Source organism: Amycolatopsis sp. NPDC088138, assembly GCF_044741685.1.
In the GTDB taxonomy this organism is placed as follows: Bacteria; Actinomycetota; Actinomycetes; order Mycobacteriales; family Pseudonocardiaceae; genus Amycolatopsis.
This window is the reverse complement of the sequence record NZ_JBIUTB010000003.1, coordinates 1,102,371-1,126,032: the sequence shown is the minus strand read 5'-3', so window position 1 is coordinate 1,126,032 and position 23,662 is coordinate 1,102,371. Positions and strand designations below refer to the sequence as shown.

21 protein-coding genes and 1 tRNA gene are annotated in these 23,662 nt (G+C 70.1%); 18 read left to right on the top strand and 4 right to left on the bottom strand.

The window, feature by feature from the left end; translation table 11 throughout:
• Positions 1-2 precede the first annotated feature (2 nt).
• The 3 genes from ACIOD2_RS20605 to ACIOD2_RS20595 all read right to left on the bottom strand — a co-directional run bounded on the left by ACIOD2_RS20605 (position 3) and on the right by ACIOD2_RS20595 (position 2,485).
• Entirely contained in the window at positions 3-1,469 is a 1,467-nt protein-coding gene (locus tag ACIOD2_RS20605) for a phosphocholine-specific phospholipase C (protein ID WP_400540093.1), read from the bottom strand.
• 101 nt (positions 1,470-1,570) lie between these two features.
• Positions 1,571-2,155, bottom strand: a complete 585-nt coding sequence (locus ACIOD2_RS20600; RefSeq protein ID WP_400540091.1) for a lytic polysaccharide monooxygenase — start codon at positions 2,153-2,155, stop codon at positions 1,571-1,573.
• Between the two features lie 257 nt (positions 2,156-2,412).
• Positions 2,413-2,485 (bottom strand) — tRNA-Gly (locus ACIOD2_RS20595).
• A 200-nt stretch (positions 2,486-2,685) separates the two neighbouring features.
• Here ACIOD2_RS20595 and ACIOD2_RS20590 point away from each other — a divergent pair.
• From ACIOD2_RS20590 to ACIOD2_RS20515, 16 genes are all read left to right on the top strand, one after another.
• Positions 2,686-4,263: a sigma-70 family RNA polymerase sigma factor gene (locus ACIOD2_RS20590; RefSeq protein WP_400540089.1), complete on the top strand. Its 1,578-nt coding sequence runs from the start codon at positions 2,686-2,688 to the stop codon at positions 4,261-4,263.
• Positions 4,264-4,376: 113 nt separating this feature from the next.
• Complete coding sequence (locus tag ACIOD2_RS20585) at positions 4,377-4,817, top strand: DUF983 domain-containing protein (protein WP_392775617.1); 441 nt, start codon at positions 4,377-4,379, stop codon at positions 4,815-4,817.
• Positions 4,818-4,856: 39 nt separating this feature from the next.
• Positions 4,857-5,717, top strand: a complete 861-nt coding sequence (locus tag ACIOD2_RS20580; protein WP_400540087.1) for an Fpg/Nei family DNA glycosylase — start codon at positions 4,857-4,859, stop codon at positions 5,715-5,717.
• A gap of 301 nt (positions 5,718-6,018) precedes the next feature.
• Positions 6,019-7,344, top strand: a complete 1,326-nt coding sequence (locus tag ACIOD2_RS20575; RefSeq protein WP_392775613.1) for a sensor histidine kinase — start codon at positions 6,019-6,021, stop codon at positions 7,342-7,344.
• Positions 7,345-7,363: 19 nt separating this feature from the next.
• Positions 7,364-8,209, top strand: coding sequence for a S49 family peptidase (locus ACIOD2_RS20570; RefSeq protein WP_400540085.1), 846 nt, complete (start codon positions 7,364-7,366; stop codon positions 8,207-8,209).
• A gap of 70 nt (positions 8,210-8,279) precedes the next feature.
• A complete protein-coding gene (locus ACIOD2_RS20565; protein ID WP_400540083.1) occupies positions 8,280-8,741 on the top strand; it encodes a hypothetical protein in 462 nt (153 codons plus the stop codon).
• Between the two features lie 405 nt (positions 8,742-9,146).
• Positions 9,147-10,745: a long-chain-fatty-acid--CoA ligase gene (locus ACIOD2_RS20560; RefSeq protein WP_400540439.1), complete on the top strand. Its 1,599-nt coding sequence runs from the start codon at positions 9,147-9,149 to the stop codon at positions 10,743-10,745.
• Positions 10,746-11,870 (top strand): TetR/AcrR family transcriptional regulator, encoded by a 1,125-nt coding sequence (locus ACIOD2_RS20555; protein WP_400540081.1) that lies wholly within the window; start codon positions 10,746-10,748, stop codon positions 11,868-11,870. It abuts the gene before it with no gap.
• A 118-nt stretch (positions 11,871-11,988) separates the two neighbouring features.
• The gene (locus ACIOD2_RS20550) at positions 11,989-13,392 is read left to right on the top strand and encodes a glycoside hydrolase family 16 protein (RefSeq protein ID WP_400540079.1); all 1,404 of its coding nucleotides are present in this window, start codon (positions 11,989-11,991) and stop codon (positions 13,390-13,392) included.
• Positions 13,393-13,480: 88 nt separating this feature from the next.
• Complete coding sequence (locus ACIOD2_RS20545; RefSeq protein ID WP_400540077.1) at positions 13,481-14,317, top strand: LytR/AlgR family response regulator transcription factor; 837 nt, start codon at positions 13,481-13,483, stop codon at positions 14,315-14,317.
• 13 nt (positions 14,318-14,330) lie between these two features.
• Complete coding sequence (locus ACIOD2_RS20540) at positions 14,331-14,852, top strand: hypothetical protein (protein WP_400540075.1); 522 nt, start codon at positions 14,331-14,333, stop codon at positions 14,850-14,852.
• A 29-nt stretch (positions 14,853-14,881) separates the two neighbouring features.
• Positions 14,882-16,672 carry a cation acetate symporter gene (locus ACIOD2_RS20535; RefSeq protein ID WP_400540073.1) on the top strand — a complete coding sequence of 597 codons (1,791 nt, stop codon included), beginning with the start codon at positions 14,882-14,884 and terminating at the stop codon, positions 16,670-16,672.
• Between the two features lie 204 nt (positions 16,673-16,876).
• Entirely contained in the window at positions 16,877-17,227 is a 351-nt protein-coding gene (locus ACIOD2_RS20530) for a DUF485 domain-containing protein (RefSeq protein ID WP_400540071.1), read from the top strand.
• Complete coding sequence (locus ACIOD2_RS20525; RefSeq protein WP_400540069.1) at positions 17,224-18,852, top strand: cation acetate symporter; 1,629 nt, start codon at positions 17,224-17,226, stop codon at positions 18,850-18,852. Before ACIOD2_RS20530 ends, ACIOD2_RS20525 begins: the two co-directional genes overlap by 4 nt.
• A 265-nt stretch (positions 18,853-19,117) precedes the next feature.
• Positions 19,118-19,477 carry a rhodanese-like domain-containing protein gene (locus ACIOD2_RS20520; protein ID WP_323325508.1) on the top strand — a complete coding sequence of 120 codons (360 nt, stop codon included), beginning with the start codon at positions 19,118-19,120 and terminating at the stop codon, positions 19,475-19,477.
• Between the two features lie 2 nt (positions 19,478-19,479).
• A complete protein-coding gene (locus ACIOD2_RS20515; protein WP_400540066.1) occupies positions 19,480-20,520 on the top strand; it encodes a DUF4328 domain-containing protein in 1,041 nt (346 codons plus the stop codon).
• Here ACIOD2_RS20515 and ACIOD2_RS20510 read toward each other — a convergent pair.
• Complete coding sequence (locus ACIOD2_RS20510) at positions 20,517-21,113, bottom strand: TetR/AcrR family transcriptional regulator (RefSeq protein ID WP_400540064.1); 597 nt, start codon at positions 21,111-21,113, stop codon at positions 20,517-20,519. The two genes, ACIOD2_RS20515 and ACIOD2_RS20510, sit on opposite strands and share 4 nt — an antisense overlap.
• Before the next feature lie 94 nt (positions 21,114-21,207).
• Here ACIOD2_RS20510 and ACIOD2_RS20505 point away from each other — a divergent pair, with 94 nt between their 5' ends.
• Entirely contained in the window at positions 21,208-22,569 is a 1,362-nt protein-coding gene (locus ACIOD2_RS20505) for a DHA2 family efflux MFS transporter permease subunit (RefSeq protein ID WP_400540062.1), read from the top strand.
• A complete protein-coding gene (gene mca / locus ACIOD2_RS20500; protein ID WP_400540060.1) occupies positions 22,566-23,411 on the top strand; it encodes a mycothiol conjugate amidase Mca in 846 nt (281 codons plus the stop codon). Before ACIOD2_RS20505 ends, mca begins: the two co-directional genes overlap by 4 nt.
• Positions 23,412-23,662 lie beyond the last annotated feature (251 nt).

Below are 23,662 nucleotides of genomic sequence, written 5' to 3'. Positions count from 1 at the left end.
CGTCAGTGGCGCGGCACCCGCGGCCGTCCGCCCGGCTCCTGCTTCGGCGGCTTCTGGTCGGTGCCCGGGAACGTCGGCGCCGGCAGGTTCGCCGCCTCGTAGCGGGACAGCGTCAGCGGGCCCGACGTGTCCGGCAGCACCGGCGGCTGGGACTTGTGGTCGTTGAAGCGGAACGCCGACGTCATGTCCCCGAACGTCTTGCGGCGCCATTGCGAGATGTTCGGCTCCGCCACGCCCGTCACCTGCTCCAGGAACCGCAGCGTCGACGTGTGGTCGAAGTTCTCGCTGCACACCCAGCCGCCCGCGGTCCACGGCGAGATCACGATCGCCGGGACGCGGTAGCCGGCGCCGACCGGGAGGCCGTTGCCCGGGGTGCCGCCGGGGGACGTCTTGGTGACGAACTCGCCCGGCGTGCCCGCGGGCGGCGTCGGCGGGACGACGTGGTCGAACAGCCCGTCGTTCTCGTCGTAGTTGAGGATGAAGACCGTCTTGGCCCAGACCTCCGGGTTCGCCGCGATCGCGTCGATCTTCGACGCGACGAACGCCGCGCCCTCGGCCGGCGTGTACTGCGGGTGCTCCGACGCCGTCGAGGTGCAGATGATCCAGGAGACCGTCGGCAGCTTGTCGTTGCGCGCGTCGTACTCGAACTGGCCTTCGGGGCGGTGCGTGAGGCCGTTGACCGCCAGCGGCGAGTCGGCGGGCGCGTTCTTGAAGTTCGCGAAGTTCTCCAGCATGTTGCAGCCGTAGGTGTCGCTCTGCTCGTACACCTTCCAGCTGACGCCGGCCGCCTGCAGCCGCTCCGCGTACGTCGTCCAGGTGTAGCCGCCGGCCGGGGCCTTGTTGTCGAGGATCGGGCCGCCGTTCTCACCGTCGGGGTCGATCGTGCCGGTCATCCACATCATCCGGTTCGGCCAGGTCGGGCCGAACACCGAGCAGTGGTAGCTGTCGCAGATGGTGAACGCCTCGGCCAGCGCGAACTGGAACGGCAGGTCGGCGCGGGTGTGGTAGCCCATCACGTACGGGCCGTTCTTGCCGTCGGCCTTGCGGTGCGCCGGCAGCCAGCTGTCCATCTTGCCGCCGTTCCAGGCGTCGTGCTGGACCTGCCAGGCGTGCGACGTCGACGGGATCTTCTGCGCGTTGGTCGCGTGCGTGTCGAGGTGGAACGGCAGCGCGTAGCCCGCCGGGTTCTCGGCGTCCGGCTGGTAGAACACCGGCTTGCCGTTCGGCAGCCGCGCCGCGTGCGGGTCGCCGAACCCGCGGACGCCCGACAGCGTGCCGAAGTAGTGGTCGAACGAGCGGTTCTCCTGCATCAGCAGCACGACGTGCTCGATGTCCTTCAGCGAGCCGTGCTTGGGGGCGCCCTGGGCGAGCGCGCGCTGGACGTTTGGGGGCATCAGGGTGGCCGCGGCCGCGGTGGCGGCGACCCCGGCGGCAGATCCGAGAAGACGGCGACGAGTCAGTTCGGTCATGCCTGACACCCTCGTGCCCGGTTGTCACCCGAAAAGGTGGCAACCGGGGAACGAGAGCGGAACACGAAGTGAAAACAGTTGCCGAACCGGCACGAACCAGGTCAGAAAGTAACGTCCGAGCACTGGTAGAACGCGTTGGCTGTGTCGGCGATGTCCCAGACGGCGAGGATCATGTGCCGCCCGCTCTTGCCGGAGGGCAGCTTGCCGCTGTGCGACACCGACGTGCTGGGCTGCTGCCCGTTGAACGGCACGGTCAGGAACGGCGTGGTGTCCAGCTGCGCCCGGGTGAGCGGCGCCGAGGGGTTCCACCCGTTCTTGGTGACGAAGTAGCGGAACGACGTCGTCGAGTGCGCGGCGGTCAGCGTCCACTTGAACGTGTACGTCGCGCCGCTGGTGAGCTTGGTGGTCGGCCAGGTGCCACCGCGCTGGTCGTCGAGCTCGGCGAAGCGGGCGACGCCGGCGGAGCAGAGCTTCCCGTCGGCGGGGCCGCCGCTGGGGAAGTTCTTCGGGCCTTCGGTGCTCTGCGGTTCGTACTGGATGGCCCCGCAGTTGGTCACGGCCCCGGTTTTGCACTTGTACGCCCGGCTGGGCGGCGTGGTGGTGTACCCGTGTCCCCAGGCGGCGCCGGTGACCAGGAACGGAAGAGCGAGAGCGGCGACAACGGCGAGAACAAGCTTCTTGACCATGTGACTCCTCTCACAACAAGTACTCACCAGTGTGGAGAATTCACTTGAATGGTTCAGACCACTGTCCGGCCGAACTTCAAGCCGGGCCGCCTAGAGCGATTGGTCCAGACAATGGACCGAAAGACGCAAAGAGTAGCACCCACCGGAACACGGCAGTCCGGCAACGGCACCGTGGGGCTCCGGGGGCTCGGCCCCCGGGTGAAACGGCGAAGGGCCTGTGTCGACGCTTTCTGTCGACACAGGCCCTTCGGAACCTGAGCGGATGACGGGATTCGAACCCGCGACCCTCACCTTGGCAAGGTGATGCGCTACCAGCTGCGCTACATCCGCGTACAGCTTCCTTGCGGCTGCTGTGATGAGTACTCTATACCCTCCCGAAACCGCTCCGATGAGCGGGGTCCTCGGTCCCCTGACCCGGTGCTTCGGTGTCACAGCTGGCGTACAAGGGGTGACGACGGCTGTTTCCCTCCGTATGGTGTCCCCATTCGACCGAATGGGGAGAACCTTCGGGGGAGGAGGTGCCGGGCCGGATGACCGAGCTGGGCACGGTGCCGCCACCAGCGGCCTCGGAATCCGACGAGCAGGCACTGCTGCATCGGTTGCGAAACGGTGAGGACGCGGCGTTCGGAGAGCTGTTCGAGCTGCACGCGGCCGCCGTCCGGAGACTCGCGCAGAGCCTGGCTTCCGACCGGTCCGAGGCCGAGGACATCACCGCGGAGACCTTCTTCCGGGTGCTGCAGGCGCTGCGCCGGGGCGCCGGTCCCCGGGACTACGTCCGCGCCTACCTGCTGACCGTCGCCCGCCGGGTCTCCTGGGAGTGGCACGGCGCCCGCCGTGACGTCCCGGTCTCCGACGACGAGCTGACCTTCCGCGCCGGCGCCGGGGCGGACACGCACGCCCGCACCGCCGAGCACACGCTGATCACGACCGCGTTCACCAGCCTGCCCGAGCGCTGGCGGACCGTTTTGTGGCAGACCGAGGTCGAGGGCGAGCAGCCCGCCATGGTCGCCACCCACTTCGGGCTGAGCGCGAACGCCACCGCGGCGCTGGCCCGCCGGGCCCGCCAAGGGCTGCGCGCGGCCTACCTGCAGGCACACCTTTCGGTGAACCGCGGGCCGGACTCGTGCCGCGCGGTCGTCGAGAAGCTGGGCGGGTTCACCGCGGGCAGCGTCACCGGCGCCGAAGCCGAGCGGATCAAGGCGCACCTGCACGGCTGCCCGTCGTGCCGCGCCACCCAGGACGAGCTTCGCGACGTCTGCTCGTCGCTGCGCGCGCACGCCGGGGTGCTGGTGCTGCTGGTGCCGGCCGCGGGTGCCGCGGTCAGCGGCAGCGGGGTGCTGGCCGGGCTCGGTGCCACGGTCAAGGGCGTGCTGGTCGGTTCGAAGGTCAAGATCGGCCTCGCGCTGGCGTCGACCGCGGCCGTGGGTGCCGTGGGCGTCGCCGCCGGGCCGGTGCTGTTCGGCTCGTCACCGGTGCAGGACGTCGGGCTGACCGGCGGCGCGCCGGAGCTCGTGGTGGTGCCGCCGAGCGGGACGCACCAGCAGCCGCCGCCCCCGCAGAACCCGCGGATCGGCATCGGCGTGCTCAACGGCCGTGGCACCGGGATCACCGTCCCGGCCAAGTCACGGACCGGGGGACACCAGCTCGGCGCGAACGAGGTTCCCGGCGTGGCCGCCGGCGGTGACGTCCCGGCCGGCGAGACGAGCGGCGGGGACACCGGAGACGCCGGCACCGACGGGCTCGGCCCGCGCGACGACGAAGCGCCTTCGACGTTCAGCACGCCCGGCCACTCGTCGACGGCGCCGAGGCTCGACACGGAGACCTCGAGCCCGGATTGGACCATCACCGAGTCGACCGACCCGAACGAGCCGGAGAACGCACCCGAGCTGTCGCCGACCGGGCGTCCGACGGGTTCGCCGACCGAGACGACCAAGCCGGACCCGACCGGCGACGACTCCGGATCGACGAAACCGTCCACTGAGCCTTCGACCGAGCCTTCGACAACGGTGACGCCGACCTCCGGGAAACCGTGCTCTAGCAGCAGCGCCGAAGTCACCGATTCGGGCGAATCGCCGGATTCGGCCGCGACCGTGCCGTCGGGGTCCTGAACAGCGGTGATCAACTCCGCGGCGCGGGATGTCCGATTCCTCCCTCGCGCGCGCTGGGCCGCGCACGGTACCGTTGTCGTGCTCACCCTGCGGGCGGCCCGGGAGGCTACTGAATGAACCGGCTGGTGCGCGGCGAAGACGGCCGCGACTGGGTGGTCCGTGCCCAGATGGAATGGCGGGCTCCGGCGACCGCGGACGACTTCGAACACGACGTCGCGGGCAGCTACGGCCCCGGCATCGCGATGATCGTCGTGACCGCGCTGCTGGCCGTGATCCTCGTCGTGTGGACCCCGGACCAGGTCAACATCCCCGCGTGGGTGCTGCTCGCGCTGCTGCTGATCATCCTGTTCTTCCCGCTGCGGTGGATCCTGCGCCGTCCGTGGACGGTCGTCGCCGAGACCGAGGGCGACGTGACGGGCGACCGGCCGTCCGAGCGCTGGGTCGGCACGATCCGCGGCATGTTCACCGTGCAGGGCGAGGTCAAGAAGATCTCCAAGACCATCCAGCGGCACTCGCTGCCGGACTTCGACGGGCCGCTGCACCCGGTCGAGTAAGCCGTACCGGATTTCGGCCGAAAGGGTGAGACTGACGGAATGCCCGAGCTACCCGAGGTCGAAGCGCTGGCTCACCACCTGCGAGAAAACGCCGTCGGCCAGACGATCTTCCGGATCGATGTCGCATCGCTGAGCGTGCTGAAGACGGCGACCCCGCCGTGGACCCAGCTGCACGGCCGCGAGATCACCGGCGCCACCCGGCACGGCAAGCACCTCGACGTCGTCGCCGGTGACCTGCACCTGGTCGTCCACCTGGCCCGCGCGGGCTGGCTGCGCTGGTCGGACGGGCTGGCCGCGGCGCCGCTGCGGCCGGGCAAGGGCCCCATCTCGCTGCGGGTGCACCTCGAGTCCGCCACCGGGCCCGGCTTCGACCTCACCGAGGCCGGCACGAAGAAGGGCCTCGCGGTGTGGATCGTCAAGGATCCGCAGGAGATCGCGAGCGTCGCGCGCCTCGGCCCCGACGCCCTCACCCTCGACGCCACTCAGCTGCGGGAGTTGTTCGCCGGGCGGAACACCCGGCTGAAGTGGGCGCTGACCGACCAGTCGCTGATCGCCGGTATCGGCAACGCCTACTCCGACGAGATCATGCACCGCGCGAAGCTCTCGCCGTACGCGACGATCGGCAAGCTCGACGACGGCGCGCTGGAAACCCTCGCCGAGGCGATCGTCGAGATCGAGTCCGACGCCGTCCAGCGCTCGGTGGGGCAGAAGGCGGCGCGGCTGAAGGGCGAGAAGCGCTCGGGCCTGCGGGTGCACGCCCGCACCGGGCTGCCGTGCCCGGTCTGCGGCGACACGATCCGCGAGATCTCCTTCGCCGACAAGTCGTTCCAGTACTGCCCGACCTGCCAGACCGGCGGCAAGCCGCTGGCCGATCGGCGGATGTCCCGGCTGCTGAAGTAGGGCCGATCCGGTGCGTGACATGCGTGGTCGCGACGTCACGCACCGGATTCCCCCATTCGGCGGCAGGTGCTCCGCCGTCGCCCGTCCCGGGGTCGGCGCCCCCACGGCCGCGGTCCCCGAAACCGCGCTCTTCCTGCCGGTTTTCCCGGAACCGGTGGAACAGGACCAGCCTCTCGCGCGTTGCCGACAGTGACCATGGGGGCAGCTACCCGACTCTTAGTAGGGTCATCCCCACCCTCGGTCGTCACGTTTGAACAGAAAGTGGGAACAGGCCTTGCACCCGGTTGGTCGAGCGCAGAGCATGGACGCCGTGTCCGGGTTTCCGCTTGAGCAGATCGTCCCGTGGGCGATCGTGGTGCTGCTCGTCATCGTGGTGGTCGTGCTGCTGTTCAAGCAGCGCAAGCCGGCCAGCGTCATCGAGGACGCCATGCTGCAGGCGGTCCACCGGATGTCGAAGGCGGCGCCGAACCTCCGCTCGGGCCTGGACGAGGACGCCGCCGACAAGATCACCACCCAGCTGCTGCAGATGCTCGACTGCGTCGCCGTCGGCATCACCGACAGCGAGGGCACGCTGCTGTCCTGGGACGGCGAGGCGAACGAGCACTACGTCGACCTCGTCGACGCCGTCAGCGCGGCCATCCGCAAACACCGCCGTGAGGTCGTCGCGCACGACCGGATGCCCTGCAACCACCGCGGCACCTGCCGGATGAAGACCGCGGTGATCGTGCCGCTGCTGGTCGAAGGCGAGACCGAGGCGGCGCTGATCGTCGTCGGCCGCACCCGCGGCCGCCTGGTGCAGATGGCCGACGCGGTCGCGCAGTTCGTCTGCACGCAGTTCGAGCTGTCCCGGCTCGACGAGTCGAAGCAGCAGCTCCAGCAGGCCGAGATCAAGGCGCTGCGCGCGCAGATCTCACCGCACTTCGTCTACAACGCGCTGAACACGATCTCCGCGCTGATCCGCACGGACCCCGAAGAGGCGCGAGAGCTGCTTCAGGACTTCGCCGACTTCACGCGCTACTCGTTCCGGACGTCGGGCATGTTCACCTCGCTCGCCGAGGAGCTGCGCAACATCGACCGCTACCTGACCATCGAGAACGCTCGCTTCGGCGGCCGGCTCGAGGTGCGGATGAAGATCGCGCCCGAGGTGCTCAGCGTGGTCGTGCCGTTCCTGATCATCCAGCCGCTGGTGGAGAACGCGGTCAAGCACGGACTGGCCAGCAAGCCCAGCGGCGGCTGCGTCACGGTGATCGCCCAGGACTACGGCACCGAAGCGCTGATCAGCGTCGAGGACGACGGCATCGGCATGGACCCGCGGCGGCTCAACGAGCTCAAGAGCGCGCACCGCACCGGTGCCCACGTCGGGCTCGGCAACATCAACCAGCGCATGCAGCAGGTGTTCGGCGGCGACTACGCGGTGATGGTCGAGACCGCGCCCGGTGCCGGCATGAAGGTGACGCTCCGGGTGCCGAAGTTCGTCCCCGGCGTCCGCCCGAACATGCCGGACTACAGCTCCGACGCCGACACGGGCGAGGCCGACGTCCCGTCGCAGGGCGGTCCGGCGCAGCTCAACGGCGCCGAGGCGAACGGCGTCAACGGCACCCGATCCGGCATCCTCCCCATGGGCTGAATCCGTCTAGCCTGGCTCCATGAGCGTTACCGACAAGCTGGCTTCGCGGATCCCGGGTCTCGCCGACCGGGTCGAGCGCAAGGACGTCGTGGCCGTGGTGAAGCTGCACGGTGTGATCACGCCGTCGCCGTCACCGCTGGCCAGGGGCGCGATCAACCTGACCGCGGTCGAGTCCGCGCTGACCAGGGCGTTCGGGCACGACCGGCTGAAGGCCGTCGCGCTGCTGATCAACTCGCCGGGCGGCGCGCCGACGCAGTCCGGCCTGGTCGCCGAGCGGATCCGGCAGCTGGCCGACGAGAAGGGCGTGCCGGTACTGGCGTTCTGCGAGGACGTCGCCGCGTCCGGCGGCTACTGGCTGGCCTGCGCGGCCGACGAGATCTTCGCCCACCGGACGTCCATGGTCGGCTCGATCGGCGTGATCAGCGGCGGCTTCGGGTTCACCGGCCTGCTGGAGCGCTTCGGCATCGAGCGGCGGCTGCACACGGCGGGCGCGAACAAGTCGCGCCTCGACCCGTTCTCGCCGGAGAAGCCCGAAGACGTCGAGTGGCTGAAGAAGATGCACACCCAGCTCCACGACCTGTTCGTGAGCTGGGTGAAGGAGCGCCGCGGCGAGCGCCTGACCGACACCGAGGACCTCTTCACCGGCGACGTCTGGCTCGGCGCGAAGGCCGCCGAACTGGGGCTGATCGACGGCCTCGGCAGCCTCCGCCAGATCATCACCGAGCGGTACCCGGACGCGGACATCTCGGTCGCCGAGCCGAAGCGCCCGCTGCTGGCCCGCCTCGGCGTCGGCGCCCCGGCGGCCGCGTCCGCGGTGCTCGACGCCGTGACGCAGAAGGCAGCCTGGTCCCGCTTCGGCCTCTGAGCAAGCGTCAGCCGTTCGGGCCCCCGGAAGCAGACTTGCGAAGACTTCTGAAAAAGTTCAGAATTGAGCCATGGCCACGACCGAGGTGCAGTGGAGTGAGCTGCAACGCGATCCCAAGAGTGTCGCGGCGCTCGCCGACGAAGGCGACGTGAGAGTTCGCCGTCGTGATGGTGCTGCCCTGCTCTTGACCAGGGAAGACCGGGCGAACTCGGCTTCGGAAGGCTCGGTGGCGGCGGCGCGTGCGCTGCGCAACGTGCTGGCTCACTTGCCGCCTGACGTGGTGGCGATGGCACTGCTGGAAGAGTTTCCGTGGGTGGACGTCCTGCCGGAGGCGGAGCAGGCACAGTTCGTCCGCGACTTCGCGCGAGCCTTTCAGGCTTCCGCGGAGCTCGGGCAGTGGTCAGTCCTCGCTCAGACGATCACGGAGTGGCGCAGTACCGCCGCCATTCACGCCGATCCGGCGCTCGCCGGCAAGCTCACCGGTCCGATCGAGGAGGACTTCGGTCCCGTCCCGGCCCCCGCGGACATCTGAGCGATACCCGCAAAACGCGGCGACCGCGTTGCGCCGCCGGCCCGACCCGGCGGCTGGGAGGCCCGGTTCGCGACCTCCGAGGCGGCGAAGGGTTGGGATGCCCTCTGCCAGGTCGCGAAGTCCAACACGTGGGAGGCGTGGATCGTCCTCACCGAAAGGCCACTGGCTCCGGAGAATCCGGCGCGCCAGCACCGGCTGATGGGTTCCTTCGCCACGCGTGAGATCGGTGGCCAGGCACTCGATCAGTGGCAGTACGAAGTGACCGCGGGTGGCCGGATCTGGTACTGCCCTGATCCATGCAGGCGGATCGTCTGGGTGGTCCTGGCGAGCACAGGACATCCGAAAGGCACCGAGTAACTCCCCTCGACGGCCCCTGTGGCCGCCGAGGTCTGGCTTCCTAAGTGAATCAACGCTAGGCTATGTGAATCAGCGCTAGGGGACCGGACCGCAAAGGAGCGGCGGATGCACCTCACGCAGACCCTCCACCAGGCCGTGCAGCAGGGCCCCGACCGGCCGATGACCGAGTACGGCGATCGCGTCCGGACCGTCGGCGAGGTCGCCGCCCGCGTCGCCCGGTTCGCCGGGGCGCTCAAGGAGCTCGGTGTCGGCGCCGGTGACCGTGTCGGCATCCTCGCCCTCAACTCCGACCGCTACCACGAGTACCTCCTGGCCACGCCGTGGGCGAACGCCGTGCTCAACCCGATCAACATCCGCTGGAGCCCGGCGGAGATCGCCTACTCGCTCACCGAATCCGACACGCGTGTGCTGCTCGTCGACGACGCCTTCGTCCCGATGGTGCCGAAGCTGCGCGAAGCCGGCGTGACCACGGTCGTCCACATCGGCGAGACGTCGACGCCGGACGGGATGCTGGGTTACGAAGACCTCGTCGCCGGCGCCGATCCGGTGGAAGACGCGCGCCGCGGTGGTGACGACCTGCTCGGCGTCTACTACACCGGCGGCACCACGGGTACGCCCAAGGGCGTTATGCTCAGCCACCGCAACCTGTTGACGTCGGCGCTGGGCAGCCTCGCCACCGGCCACTTCCTCACCGCCCGCGGGAAACTGCTGCACGCCGCGCCGATGTTCCACCTGGCCGACGGCGCGGCCTGGGCGGCCGGGCAGCTCGTCGGGGCGACCCACGTGATCGTCCCGATGTTCACCCCGGCCGGTGTGCTCGAGGCGATCAGCGGCCGGGGCGTCACGGACACGCTGCTGGTGCCGACGATGATCCAGCTGCTCGTCGACCACCCCGGTGTCACCGACCACGACCTGACGTCGATGAACCACGTCGTCTACGGCGCTTCGCCGATCTCCGAAGCCGTGCTCGACCGCGCCCGGAAGGTGTTCCCCGGCGCGGGTTTCGTGCAGGCGTACGGCATGACGGAGCTGTCACCGGTCGCGACGCTGCTGTCCGCGGAAGACCACGACGATCCCGCGTTGCGCCGGGCCGCCGGGCGGGCGGCGCCGCACGCCGAGGTCCGGATCGTCGACGTCGACGACGTCGAGGTGCCGCGCGGCTCGGTCGGTGAGATCGTCTGCCGCGGAGACCACGTGATGCTCGGCTACTGGAACCGGCCGGAGGAGACGGCGACCGCGTTGCGCGGCGGCTGGATGCACACCGGCGACGGCGGCTACATGGACGAGCGCGGGTACGTCTTCGTCGTCGACCGGATCAAGGACATGATCGTGTCCGGCGGCGAGAACGTGTACTCGGCCGAGGTGGAGAACGCGCTGGCCAAGCACCCGTCCGTGGCCGCGTGCGCGGTGATCGGCGTGCCGGACGAGCGGTGGGGCGAGCGGGTGCACGCCGTCGTTGTCCTGCTGGACGGCCGGGAGGCGGCCGGTGACGAGCTGCGCGACTTCTGCCGCGAGGCGATCGCGGGGTACAAGGTGCCGCGCACGTTCGAGTTCACCGACGCCCTCCCGATGTCCGGTGCGGGCAAGATCCTCAAGCGCGAGCTGCGGAAGCGGCACTGGACCGACGGCGACCGCGGGGTCCACTGAGTGTCCGCACCCGCCCGCGGCACCCGGCCGCGCAATCGCCGCGCGCTGATCGTGGCCGCGGCCGCGGAGCTGTTCGTCCGCCGCGGTTATCCGCACGTCGCGATGGGCGACATCGCCGACGCCGTCGCGATCGGCCCGTCCGCGCTGTACCGGCACTTCCGCGGCAAGCAGGAGCTGCTCGCCGCGGTGGTCGAGGACGCGTTGACCGCGCTCACCGTCACCGATTTCGCCGAAGTGGCGACGGCCACGCTCGATCGCCGCGACGTCGGGGTCCTGTGGCAGCGCGAGTCCCGCCACCTCGAGCCGGCCGAACGCCACCGCGTCGGCAGGCCCCTGCGGCGGCTGGCGCGGCAGCTCGCCGGGCAGCTCCGGGACGGGCGCCCGGAGCTGACCGCCGACCAGGCCGCGCTGCTGGCCTGGTCGGTGCTCGCGGTGCTGGTCAGCGTCTCCTTCCAGCGCGTCGACCTGCCGCGCCCGTCCTACGACGAGCTGATGACGTCGCTGGCCGCCGCGGTCGCCGCCGTCCGGCTCCCGGACCTGGGCGAACGGGCTCCCGAACCGGCCGTCGAGCCCGCGTCCCGGCGTGAGCTGCTGCTGACGACCGCGACCCGGCTCTTCGCCGAGCGCGGCTTCCACAGCGTGGCCATCGAGGAGGTCGGCGCGGCGGCCGGGATCGCCGGGCCGAGCGTCTACCACCACTTCGAGAACAAGGCCGAGCTGCTGATGACGGCCCTGAGCACCGGCGCCGACGCGCTCGGCGAGGGCCTGCGGACGGCGTCGCTGCCCGCGCTGCTGCGGTCCTACGCCGGGTACTCGCTGGCCCACCACGACGTCGTCGACCTGCTGATCACCGAGGTCGGGCTGCTGCCGGAACCCGAGCGGCACGAGCTGCGCCGCACCCAGCGCGAGTACGTCGAGGCCTGGGTCCGGCTGCTGCTCGACGCCCGCCCGGACCTGGGCCCGGACCCGGCGCGCGTGCGCGTCCAGGCCGCGCTCACGGTGGTCAACGACGTCGCCCGGACGCCGCACCTGCGTACGCTGCCGGGGGTTGAAGACGCCGTGCACGTCATCGGATCAGCCCTTCTAGGACTGTCCGATTCGAGTACTTCGGGGCACACTTTGTGACCTGTATCACTCTTGCTTCGTAACGCCTCTGGCGATCACCGCGTTCCGGGAGGTCTCCTCGTCAACGGGCTTTGTTGTGACCCGCAACAAATCCGGATCGACGAGGAGGTCGTCCCCGATGCCCCACTCCCGAAGATTCGCCCTCGGTGCCCTGGCCGGCGCCGCGCTCATCGCCATTCCGCTGACCGTCCCCGCGGCAGCGTCCATCCCACCCCCGGAATCCGGCTGGACAACGGTGTTCGCCGACGACTTCACCGGCGGCTCCGGCGCCCTGCCGTCCGGCTCGAACTGGATCGTCGACACCGGCCACGCCTACCCGGGCGGCCCCGGCAACTGGGGCACCGGCGAGATCCAGGACTACACGTCGAGCCCGTCGAACCTCGCCCTCGACGGGGCCGGCAACCTCCGCATCACGCCGTTGCGCGACGGCGCCGGCAACTGGACGTCCGCGCGGATCGAAACCCAGCGCGCCGACTTCAAGCCGCCCGCGGGCGGGGTCATGCGGATCGAGAGCCGGATCCAGATGCCGAACGTCACCGGCGCCGCCGCGCTCGGCTACTGGCCGGCCTTCTGGGCGCTCGGCGGCCCGTACCGCGGCAACTGGTGGAACTGGCCCGCCATCGGCGAGTTCGACATCATGGAGAACGTCAACGGGATCAACTCCGTCTGGGGCGTCATGCACTGCGGCGTCAACCCCGGCGGCCCGTGCAACGAGACCACCGGCATCGTCAACAACCGGGCCTGCCCGGGCGCGACCTGCCAGGCCGGGTTCCACACCTACCGCTTCGAATGGGACGCGAGCGCCAGCCCGCAGGTGTTCCGCTGGTTCGTCGACGGGCAGCAGTTCCACTCCGTCAGCCAGAACCAGGTCGACGCGACGACCTGGGCCAACATGACGAACCACGCCGGCTACTTCGTGCTGCTGAACGTCGCGATCGGCGGCGCGTTCCCCAACAACAACTCCGGCACCACGACGCCGGGGCCGGGGATCGTGCCGGGCCACCCGATGGTCGTCGACTACGTCACGGTGAGCACACGCGGCTCCGGCGGTGGCGGCACGACCACACCCACGACACCGCCGACCACCACCACGACTCCGCCGTCCGGCGGCGGCAGCGCGTACAGCACCATCCAGGCCGAGTCGTATAGCCAGCAGAACGGCCTCGCCAAGCAGACGACCACCGACACCGGCGGCGGCCAGAACATCGGCCCGGCCGGCAACGGCGACTGGGCGCTCTACCCGGGGGTGGACTTCGGGAGCAGCGCCGCGACCAACTTCCAGGCGCGGGTGGCGTCCGGGGCGGCCGGCGGGGTCAGTGGCCTGGTGGAGGTGCGTCTCGACAGCCTGTCCAACGCGCCGGTCGGCAGCTTCGCCGTCGGCAGCACGGGCGGCTGGCAGAGCTGGCGGACGATCCCGGCGAACACCAGCGCGGTGACCGGGGTGCACAACGTGTACCTGACGTTCACGAGCGGCCAGCCCGCCGACTTCGTGAACCTCAACTGGTTCACCTTCGTGCATTGATTAAGGGACCCGCGGGCGGCGCTGTCGCCCGCGGGTCTCCCCACTTCAGGCGGACGGGGGCTGGACATTGCACTCGGCAATGGGCAGGATGCGTTTCACTGTGAGTGCTCACGATGACACCCGGAAGCTCGTGGTCCTGGCTGTGGACGACGAGCCTCGAGGTCTGGACGAACTCGTCCACTGCCTGCGCAACAGCCCGCACGTGGCCAAGGTGTTCCCGGCGATCGACGCGTCGGAGGCGCTGAGGCTGCTGTCGACCGACGACCCGAGGCTACGCGAACGCAAGGACCGTGGCCTCCCGATCGTCGACGCCGTCTTCGCCGACATCGACATGCCCGGATTGTCCGGCATGGAGATGTCACGCGTGTTCGCCGCGCTCCGGCCCTCGCCCGCGCTGGTGTTCGTCACCGGGCACGCCGAAGAGGCGGTCAACGCCTTCGACCTCGGCGCCCTCGACTACGTGCTCAAGCCGTACCAGCAGGACCGCCTCGACCGCGCGATCACGCGCGTCATCGAGAAGCTGGCCTCGGCCGCGGCGCCCGCTCCCGGCGCCGTCGGCGGCGAGCCCGGCGTCAAGAACGACGACGAGGTCATCCCGGTCGAGCTGGCCGGCACCACCAAGCTAATCCCGCGCTCCTCGGTCCGCTGGGTCGAGGCCCAGGGTGACTACGCGCGGTTGTTCACCACCGAGGGCAGCCACCTGGTCCGCATCCCGCTGGCGCAGCTCGAAGAGCGCTGGGAGAAGGCCGGGTTCGTCCGGATCCACCGGTCGTTCCTGGTCGCCCTGCCGCTGATCACCGAGCTGCGGATGGGCCAGGGCGGCTACCAGGTCGTGATCGGCAACGAGGAGAAGGTGCTGCCGGTCAGCCGGCGCCACACTCGCGCGCTGAAGGACCGGCTGGTCGGTTCAGGCCGGAACGGCTGAGCCGGGGCCGGTCATGACCGAAGACTTCTACGACCGGCGCGCGAACGGCGTCCGCGAGCCCGATCCGACGCTGGGCAGACGCCCGCAGCGGCCGCTGCCGCAGCCCACCGAGCAGGCCGTCGTCGAGCCGCTGCCGCCCGCGCCGGACGAGCCGGCGAAGCACGAGCAGCACTCGAAACCCAAGCGCGAACGCGTCATCCTCAACGACCCGCGGCGGGGCGCCGGCACCCTGCGCGCCCGCGTCGAGCTGGAGGAACAGACCAGCTGGGGGAAGCTGCTCGTCCGGGACCACCTGGTGAAGGTGCAGCTGCGGACGGCGTTGCTGCTGTCCCTGCTGGTCGTCGTCGTGTTCGGGTCGCTGCCGGTGCTGTTCTACCTGCTACCCGGGTTCTCGCGGCTGACGCTGGCGGGCATCCCGGTGCCCTGGCTGATCCTCGGCGTACTGCCGTTCCCGTTCCTGTTCGGCGTCGGCCTCTGGTACAACCGGCTGGCCGAACGCAACGAACGCGCCTTCGTGGACATGATCGAAAACTAGTTCGCGCCACCCCGTGCGAGGATTCCTCCGTGCAGCTGAACCCGTGGGCGTTGACCGGCATCGTGCTGGTCGCCGTGGTGACGTTCTACCTCGGTCACCGGTCCTCGCGGTCCGCCACGAGCACGCACGACTTCCTGGTCGCGCGGCGCACCGTGCGGTCGCGGCGCAACGCCGCCGCGATCTCCGGTGAGTACCTGTCCGCGGCGTCGTTCCTCGGCATCGCCGGCATCGTGCTCAAGGAGGGCGCCGACGCGCTGTGGTTCCCGATCGGCTTCACCGCCGGTTACCTCGCGCTGATGCTCTTCGTCGCCGCGCCGCTGCGGCGCTCCGGCGCGTACACGCTGCCGGACTTCCTCGAGATGCGCCTCGGCTCGATCGGCCTGCGCCGGTTCTCCACGGCGTTCGTCGTGTTCATCGGGATCCTCTACATGGTCCCGCAGCTGCAGGGCGCCGGCCTGACGCTCGCGACGATCCTGCCGGTGCCCGCGTGGGCGGGCGCGGTCGTCGTGATGGTGCTGGTCGCGTTCAACGTGATCGCCGGCGGCATGCGCGCCATCACCGTCGTCCAGGCCTTCCAGTACTGGCTCAAGCTGTTCGCGATCGCCGTGCCCGCGTTCGTGCTGTGCATGGTGTTCTTCGCCGGCGGCGGCCCGGACGGCTTCCGCCCGCTCGGCACGGCCGCCCCGCCGGTCTTCACCACCGACACCACGGTCGACGTCCAGACCGACGTCACCCTGCACGTCGACTCGGACACGTTCCTCTACGCGTACGGCTACGCGGACAACGGCCCGGCCGCCGGGCCGACGCACTGGACCCCGCTGGCCCCGCACACGGTTTCCGAAGGCACCACGCTGAAGTTCCTGGCCGGCACGCCGGTGCCGGTGGTCAGCGACTCCGTCGCCGACAACGGGAACTGGCTGCACCCGGGCTCGGGCAGCCTGACCGACCTGTTCCAGACGTACTCGCTGATCTTCGCGACGTTCCTGGGCACCATGGGCCTGCCGCACGTGCTGGTCCGCTTCTACACCAACCCCGACGGCAAGGCCGCGCGCCGCACCACCGTGCACGTCCTGCTGCTGCTCGGCCTGTTCTACCTGTTCCCGACGCTGCTGGGCGCGCTGTCCCGGATGTACGTGCCGGAGCTGCTGGTCACCGGCAAGACGGACGCGGCGATCCTGCGGTTGCCCTCGGCGATGCTGCCGGGCATCGGCGGCCAGATCCTCGGCGCGGTCACCGCGGCCGGTGCGTTCGCGGCGTTCCTGTCCAGCACGTCCGGCCTGCTGGTGAGTGTCGCCGGGGTGGTGTCGACCGACCTGCTGCCCGGCCGGGTGCGGGACTTCCGGGTGGCGACCGTGCTGGTCGCGCTGTTCCCGGTCGGGCTGGCCGTCGCGCTGCGGCCGGAGGACCTCTCGCTGTCGGTCGGGATGACGTTCGCGCTCGCCGCGTCGACGTTCAGCCCGTTGCTGGTGCTGGGCATCTGGTGGCGCAAGCTGTCCTGGCCCGGCGCGCTGGCCGGGATGTTCGTCGGCGGCGGCCTGGTGCTGGTCGCGCTGGTCGTCAACATCGTCAGCGGCTACACCGGGGGCTGGGCGCCGTGGTTCGCGACCCAGCCGGCGTTGATCACCGTGCCGGTCGCGTTCGTCACGACGTATCTGGTCAGCCGGGTGACCGGATACGGCCGCCCGGACCACGTGCACGACATCATGCTGAGGCTGCACGCGCCGGACCCGCTCGGGTTCATGCGCGATCGGGCCGTCGCGCGGTTCGGTCAGGCCGAGGAGAAGACCCGCATCGCCGGTCGCGGGCGGCATCGTAAGTGATCTGCTGACTCGGCGTCAGAATGCATTACCCGATCGAGTGATCTCGTGTCCGCTAAACGGACATCCCTCGCGAATCTCAAGCGGAATTTCTACACAAGGTCAAGCGCCCGATTGGGGGCTTACCAACCACACCGTTAACTCTTTACGGTCCGTTGGCTTCAAACAGTACGGACAGTACGAGAACTTGGAAGGTGGAGATCCGCTGTGAGCAGCACCGAGGAAGACGTCGGTGGCGCGGAGTCGCAAACAGACTGGGAAAGGATCCAGGAAAGTCCCGAATTCACCGGCCTGCGCCGAAGGCTGCGCGTGTTCGTGTTCCCGATGACGGCGCTGTTCCTGCTTTGGTACCTGCTGTACGTGCTCCTCGCCGACTACGCGCACGGGTTCATGAGCACCAAGCTGGCCGGCAACATCACCGTCGGCCTGGTCTTCGGGCTCCTGCAGTTCGTGTCGACGTTCGTGATCACCGCGCTGTACGTGCGGTACGCCAACCGGAAGCTCGACCCGGTGGCCGACGAGATCCGTGCGAGCATCGAAGGAGAGCCCGGCCGATGAACCTCGCCGCGGGCGTGGAGGGTTCCAACTCCACCCTCAACATCATCATCTTCCTGGTCTTCGTCGCGATCACGCTGGTGATCGTGTTCCGGGCCAGCCGCAACACCAAGACGGCGTCCGACTACTACGCCGCCGGGCGAGCGTTCACCGGCCCGCAGAACGGCATCGCGATTTCCGGTGACTATCTTTCGGCGGCGTCGTTCCTCGGCATCGCGGGTGCGATCGCGGTCAACGGCTACGACGGCTTCCTCTATTCGATCGGCTTCCTGGTCGCTTGGCTCGTCGCGTTGCTGCTGGTCGCGGAACTGCTGCGCAACACCGGCAAGTTCACGATGGGCGACGTGCTCGCGTTCCGGATGAAACAACGTCCGGTGCGCGCCGCGGCGGCCGTCTCGACGCTGGCCGTTTCGTTCTTCTACCTGCTGGCGCAGATGGCCGGCGCGGGTGGTCTGGTCAACCTGCTGCTCGGCATCGACAGCGAACTGGGGCAGGACCTGGTGATCGCCGTGGTCGGCGTGATCATGATCCTGTACGTCTTGATCGGCGGCATGAAGGGCACCACCTGGGTGCAGATCATCAAGGCCGCGCTGCTGATCATCGGCGCGTTCGCGATGACGCTGTGGGTGCTGGGGAAGTACGGCTTCAACCTGTCCGACCTGTTCCAGGCCGCCGTCGACAAGGGCGGCAAGGGCGGTGCGGCGCTGCTCGACCCGGGCAAGCAGTACGGCAAGAACGGCACGACGAAGCTGGACTTCCTGTCGCTCGGCATCGCGCTGGTACTGGGCACGGCCGGCCTGCCGCACGTGCTGATGCGCTTCTACACGGTCCCCACGGCCAAGGACGCGCGCCGCTCGGTGGTCTGGGCCATCGTGCTGATCGGCATCTTCTACCTGTTCACGCTGGTGCTGGGCTACGGCGCCGGCGCGATCGTCGGGCCGGACAAGATCGCGAAGGCCCCGGGCACGACGAACTCCGCGGCGCCGCTGCTGGCGCTGGAGCTGGGCGGGCCGGTGCTGCTCGGGTTCATCTCGGCGGTCGCGTTCGCCACGATCCTCGCGGTGGTCGCGGGCCTGACGATCACGGCGTCGGCGTCGTTCGCCCACGACGTCTACGCCAACGTGATCAAGAAGGGCGCGGTCTCCACCGGCGGCGAGGTCCGCGTCGCGCGCATCACCGCGCTGGTGATCGGCGCGCTCGCGATCCTCGGCGGCATCCTGGCGAAGACGCAGAACGTGGCGTTCCTCGTGGCACTGGCGTTCGCGGTGGCGGCGTCGGCGAACCTGCCGACGATCCTCTACTCGCTGTTCTGGAAGCGGTTCAACACCCAGGGCGCGCTGTGGTCGATCTACGGCGGCCTGCTGGTGACGATCGTGCTGATCGTGTTCTCCCCGGCGGTCTCCGGCAAGCCGGTGGACGCCAAGACGGGCAAGAGCGCGTCGATGATCCAGGGCGTCGACTTCCACTGGTTCCCGCTCGACAACCCGGGCCTGTTCTCGATCCCGATCGCGTTCTTCCTGGGTTGGCTCGGCACGGTCCTGTCGAAGGAGCGCAACCCGAAGAAGTACGCCGAGATGGAGGTCCGGGCCCTGACGGGCGCGGGCGCCGAAAAAGCCGTCTCGCACTAGCACCATCCCGAAGGGGGCCTTCCGCACTAGTCCGCGGAAGGCCCCCTTCGCCGTGTCGACCCCCCAATCACACGTGATGCCCCTCCAATCACGTGTGATGCCTCCCCAATCACGCGAGATGCCCCTCCAGTCACGCGAGATGCCCTCCAGTCACGCCGATCCCGGCGGTGGATTCCGGCACGAACGGCCCGTTCGCACCCCTTCCGTCGCGAACGGCCCGTTCGTACGCACACCTCACACGCGGGCAACGCCCCGACGTGGCAGCATGGTCAACGTGGTGAGCCCTGCTGAACTGCCGACCGCCGAGGTCCGCGACCTGCCCCAAGACGGCCTCGTGCTGCTCGACGTCCGCGAGGACGACGAGTGGGCCGCCGGGCACGCGCCCGGCGCGGTGCACATCCCGATGGGGGAGCTGCCGGCCCGCGTCGGCGAGCTGACCGACCTGCCCGACGACCAGCCGATCCACGTGATCTGCCGCAGCGGCGGCCGGTCCGCGCGCGCGACGGCGTGGCTGAACCAGAGCGGCTGGGACGCGGTGAACGTCGCCGGCGGCATGGGCGCGTGGCACCGCGAAGGCCGTCCGATGGTCGGCGAGCACCCTGGCATCGACCCCGAAGTGATCTAGCCTTGCACCCGGGTCAGCCTCCGGCGGGACCGCCGTACCCACCCGGGTACTGGCCGCGCCCGGCCACGCCGCCGCCGAACGCGCAGCAGCTGCAGGGCCGCGCGCTGGCCGCGCGCCCGGAGCCGTACCCGTACCACCGCCGTCCGCACCACCGGCCGAAGCTGCGCTGGGTGGCGACCCCGCCGCCGGGTGCGTGGCCGCGTCGCCGGGCAGTGGCCCCCGAGCGCTACTACGGCCCGCCGTCCTACCCGGTGCCGCCGCGCTGGGGCTTCCCGAACCTGGTCTGGCGACGTCCGACGTCGGTGCCCGGCACGGCTTCCGACGGCGTTCGCCCGATCGACCGCGTGCGGGTCCTCAGCCGCAGCCTGGTCGGCATCCTGTTCGCGTTCGCCGTGCTCTCCGTGGTCGCGGCCGGAGCCGAGATCTGGCGGTACGTGCTGCTCGTCCAGGGCCGTGACTCCGCGCTGACCCGCTCGGTGGTCGCGTTCTCCGACGGGTTCGTGCTCACCGCCGGCCTGCTCGCCTCGATCCTCGCGCTGCTGCCGGCGGGGCTGTCGGTCTGGTGGCTGCTGGTCGCCCGGCAGGCGGCCGCCGACAGCTCGGGCGACGACCCGCCGCGGCCGGTGTGGCAGGTGCTGGTCGGCATCCTGGTGCCGGTCGCGAACCTGCCGATGGCGCTGTCGGTCGTCGGCGAGCTGGAGCACGCGGTGCTGGGCCGCCCGCGCGACGTCCGCCCGAAGCCGTCCCGTCAGGTCGTCGTCTGGTGGAGCGCCTGGCTGCTGAACTGGGTCATGCTGGGCGTGACGATCGTCTGGCGCTTCCGCACCGACGTGCAGTCGATGGCGGACAGCGTCGTCCTGGTCGCGGTGACCGACCTGGCCGCGGCCGCGCTCGCGGTGGTGACGGCGCTGGTCGTGCGGCGGTTCACGGCGTTGCTGGCGCCGTCCGACGCGATGGACCTGCGCGACCTGCGCGTGCTGAAGGTCGACGGCGCGCCGGAGCCCGAGCTGCGGACGAAGCGCCCGGCCGGCGCCGCGCGCTAGTACCGGCCGAAGACCGGTTCGAGCTGGTCGAAGGCCTGTTCCGCGATCGGCCAGACGGCGTCGGCGATCTGCTTCCTGGGCTCGTCTTCGAGCGTCCGGTCGAAGACCTCCTGGAAGAGCACCCGCAGCACGGTCGTGAGGTGCGCGGCGGCCAGAACCGGCTCGAGCTCCTGCTCGGGATGCCGGCCGATCAGGAGGTGCGTGAGCGCCGCTTCGCGCTCGCGGTGCATCTCGTGCAGCGCGTTCGTCAGCACCGGGCTGTCCTTGATCATCCGCACGAACCCCCGGCCCGAAAAACCGACCAGCGCGTGTTCGGCGCCCAGGGCCTCGAAGTAGAGCTCGCGCGTGTCGTGGAAGGCGCTGTCGCGGATCAGGGTCGCCGGCCAGGCCGCGAAGTCCTCGCGGATGTCGAAGACCAGGTCTTCCTTGCGGGGGAAGTGGTTCGTCACGGTCATCTTGGCCACCCGCGCCTCGGTGGCGATCTCCGCGATCGTCACGTCTTCGAAGCCGTTGCGGATGAACAGGCCGGTCGCGACGTCGGAGATGTTCCTCCTGGTCTCGTGCTTCTTCTGGGCCCGGAGTCCCTCGCTCATGCCGTCACTCTACTGGGTCGAACCCAAACTTGTGCTTGACCCAATGAGTGTGTTCGACCTAATCTGAGGTCGGACCTAACGAAGGGGGGTGGGCATGACGACGGCAGTCCGGCCGGACAAGGCGCTGTGGCGGCTCGGCGGCGTGCTGATCATGGGTGCGGTGCTGTCGATCCTCGACGCGACGATCGTGACCGTCGGGATCGACTCGATCGCCCACGACCTCGGCAGCCCGTTGACCACCGTGCAGTGGGTTGCCAGCGCGTACCTGCTCGCGGCCTCGGCGGCGATCCCGCTGTCGGGCTGGCTGACCGACCGGTTCGGCGGCCGCGCCGTCTGGCTGACCGCGGTCGCGCTCTTCACGGCGGGCACGCTGCTGTGCGGCTTCGCGTGGTCGGCACCCGCGCTGGTCGGGTTCCGGGTGCTCCACGGCCTGGGCGGCGGCCTGATGCAGCCGGTCGGCCAGGCGGTGTTCGCGCAGGAAGCGGGCCCGGCGCTGGGGCGCATGATCGGCGTGATCACGCTGCCGGCCACGGTCGCCCCGGCCCTCGGCCCGATGCTCGGCGGCGCCCTCGTCGCCGGCTTCGGCTGGCGCTGGATGTTCTTCGGCATCGTCCCGCTGGGCGTGGCGACGTTCGTGTGTGCCCGCCGTCTGCTTCCGGCCCCGGAACCGGGCGGGGTGCGAGAACCCCTCGACGTCCGGGGGATCGCGCTGCTTTCCCCGGGCCTGGGCGCGTTCGTGTACGGCTTGGCCGAAGGCGTCGTCGTGGCCACGCTCGCCGGAGCGGCGTTGCTGCTCGCGTACGGCGTCCACGCGGCCCGTGCTCGATCGGCGGTACTGGACCTGAAGTTGTTCCGGGACAGGGGTTTCGCGGTCGCGAGTGCGAGCACGTTCCTGCTGGGCGCGTCGCTGTACAGCTCGATGTTGCTGCTCCCGCTGTACTACCAGCAGGTGGAGCACGCGAGCGCGTGGCAGGCGGGCCTGCTCCTGGCGCCGCAAGCGGTGGGCTCGGCAGCGGTGCTGCTGGCGGGCGGTCGTCTCCTGGCGCGCTTCGGTCCCCGCACGATGATGCTGGCCGGGATCGCGTTGTCCCTGCTGGGCACGATCGCGTTCACACAGCTGGGTTCGTCTCCCGACGGCGTCCTGCTGACCGTGTCCCTTCTGATCCGCGGTGCGGGCCTGGGCGCGGCGACAACCCCCGGCATGACCACGCTCTACGGCTCCCTCGAGCGATCCCGCATCCCCCGAGCGGCGAGCGCGTTCAACGTGGTCAACCGCATCGGCGGATCGCTGGGTACCGCGCTGCTGGCGGCGATCCTCCACAACGAACTGGCCGGCACCACCGCCCCCACGGCGTTCGGCACCACCTTCACCTGGGCCCTGGCGCTGTCGGCCCTGACCCTCGTCCCCGCAGCGTTCTTCCCGAAGTCCTCAAGTCCGAAGAGGAGCATCGCGTGACCTTCCGCCTCCTGAGCGTCCACGCTCACCCCGACGACGAGTCCAGCAAGGGCGCGGCAACCCTCGCCCGCTACGCCGCCGAAGGCGTCGACGTCCTGGTAGCCACCTGCACCGGCGGCGAACGCGGCGACGTCCTCAACCCGGCCCTCGACCACCCCGAGACCTGGGCCGACCTCCCGGCCATCCGCCGCCGCGAGATGGCCGCGGCGGCCGAGATCCTGGGCGTCCGCCAGCAGTTCCTCGGCCACCCGGACTCCGGCCTCCCCGCCGACGGCGAGCCACCACCCGAAGGCTCGTTCGCCGCCCTCCCGCTCGAAGAGGCGGCAGCCCCACTGGTCGCCCTGATCCGGGAGTTCCGCCCGCACGTGGTGATCACGTACGACGAAACGGGCGGCTACCCCCACCCGGACCACATCCGCACCCACGAGGTGACAACCGAGGCCTTCACCGCAGCTGCCGACCCCACCCGCTACCCAGGCACCGGCGACCCGTGGCAGCCGCAAAAGCTGTACTACCAAGCAACCCTGAGCCGAGCGTGGTTCGAGGCGATCCACCAGGCGACCCTCGCAGCCGGCCTCGAATCAGCCATGGGCCCGGTCCTGGACGAACTACCACCCGAAGACAAACTCCCGATCACCACCAAAATCCGCTGCGAGAACCACTTCGCAACCCGAGACCGCGCACTCCTGGCCCACACCACCCAGGTGGACCCGGCCCACCCGTTCTTCACCCACTCCCGCGAAATAGAGCGGGAGGCCTGGCCCTTCGAGGACTACCACCGAGCCCATCCAGCCCCAGACTCCAGCCTGGAAACGAACCTCTTCGCCGGCCTAACCCCATGAGCGCCCCCAACACACTCAGCCCACGGCGCACCAATCCGGTTCGTCTCGACCACTGGATCGCGTGCCGGCCCAGCCATCAAGGAGGCACCAAGACCACGGTTCGCAGATCCGCCCGCCGTGACCACAGCTCCGTCCGCGACTGGCAGCACTCGCGGATTCGCCCGCCGCGGTGTGCCTCCGCAGGCCCCGGCCGAGCATTTCGCCGCGGGACCGGGCGCCGCGACCACGGCCAAGGCCGCGACTCGAGGCTC

Coding starts and splice junctions, on each gene's coding strand:
- ACIOD2_RS20605 (WP_400540093.1), bottom strand. CDS start 1,469: ATGACCGAACTGACTCGTCGCCGTCTTCTCGGATCTGCCGCCGGGGTC.
- ACIOD2_RS20600 (WP_400540091.1), bottom strand. CDS start 2,155: ATGGTCAAGAAGCTTGTTCTCGCCGTTGTCGCCGCTCTCGCTCTTCCG.
- ACIOD2_RS20590 (WP_400540089.1), top strand. CDS start 2,686: ATGACCGAGCTGGGCACGGTGCCGCCACCAGCGGCCTCGGAATCCGAC.
- ACIOD2_RS20585 (WP_392775617.1), top strand. CDS start 4,377: ATGAACCGGCTGGTGCGCGGCGAAGACGGCCGCGACTGGGTGGTCCGT.
- ACIOD2_RS20580 (WP_400540087.1), top strand. CDS start 4,857: ATGCCCGAGCTACCCGAGGTCGAAGCGCTGGCTCACCACCTGCGAGAA.
- ACIOD2_RS20575 (WP_392775613.1), top strand. CDS start 6,019: ATGGACGCCGTGTCCGGGTTTCCGCTTGAGCAGATCGTCCCGTGGGCG.
- ACIOD2_RS20570 (WP_400540085.1), top strand. CDS start 7,364: ATGAGCGTTACCGACAAGCTGGCTTCGCGGATCCCGGGTCTCGCCGAC.
- ACIOD2_RS20565 (WP_400540083.1), top strand. CDS start 8,280: ATGGCCACGACCGAGGTGCAGTGGAGTGAGCTGCAACGCGATCCCAAG.
- ACIOD2_RS20550 (WP_400540079.1), top strand. CDS start 11,989: ATGCCCCACTCCCGAAGATTCGCCCTCGGTGCCCTGGCCGGCGCCGCG.
- ACIOD2_RS20545 (WP_400540077.1), top strand. CDS start 13,481: ATGCGTTTCACTGTGAGTGCTCACGATGACACCCGGAAGCTCGTGGTC.
- ACIOD2_RS20540 (WP_400540075.1), top strand. CDS start 14,331: ATGACCGAAGACTTCTACGACCGGCGCGCGAACGGCGTCCGCGAGCCC.
- ACIOD2_RS20525 (WP_400540069.1), top strand. CDS start 17,224: ATGAACCTCGCCGCGGGCGTGGAGGGTTCCAACTCCACCCTCAACATC.
- ACIOD2_RS20520 (WP_323325508.1), top strand. CDS start 19,118: ATGGTCAACGTGGTGAGCCCTGCTGAACTGCCGACCGCCGAGGTCCGC.
- ACIOD2_RS20510 (WP_400540064.1), bottom strand. CDS start 21,113: ATGAGCGAGGGACTCCGGGCCCAGAAGAAGCACGAGACCAGGAGGAAC.
- ACIOD2_RS20505 (WP_400540062.1), top strand. CDS start 21,208: ATGACGACGGCAGTCCGGCCGGACAAGGCGCTGTGGCGGCTCGGCGGC.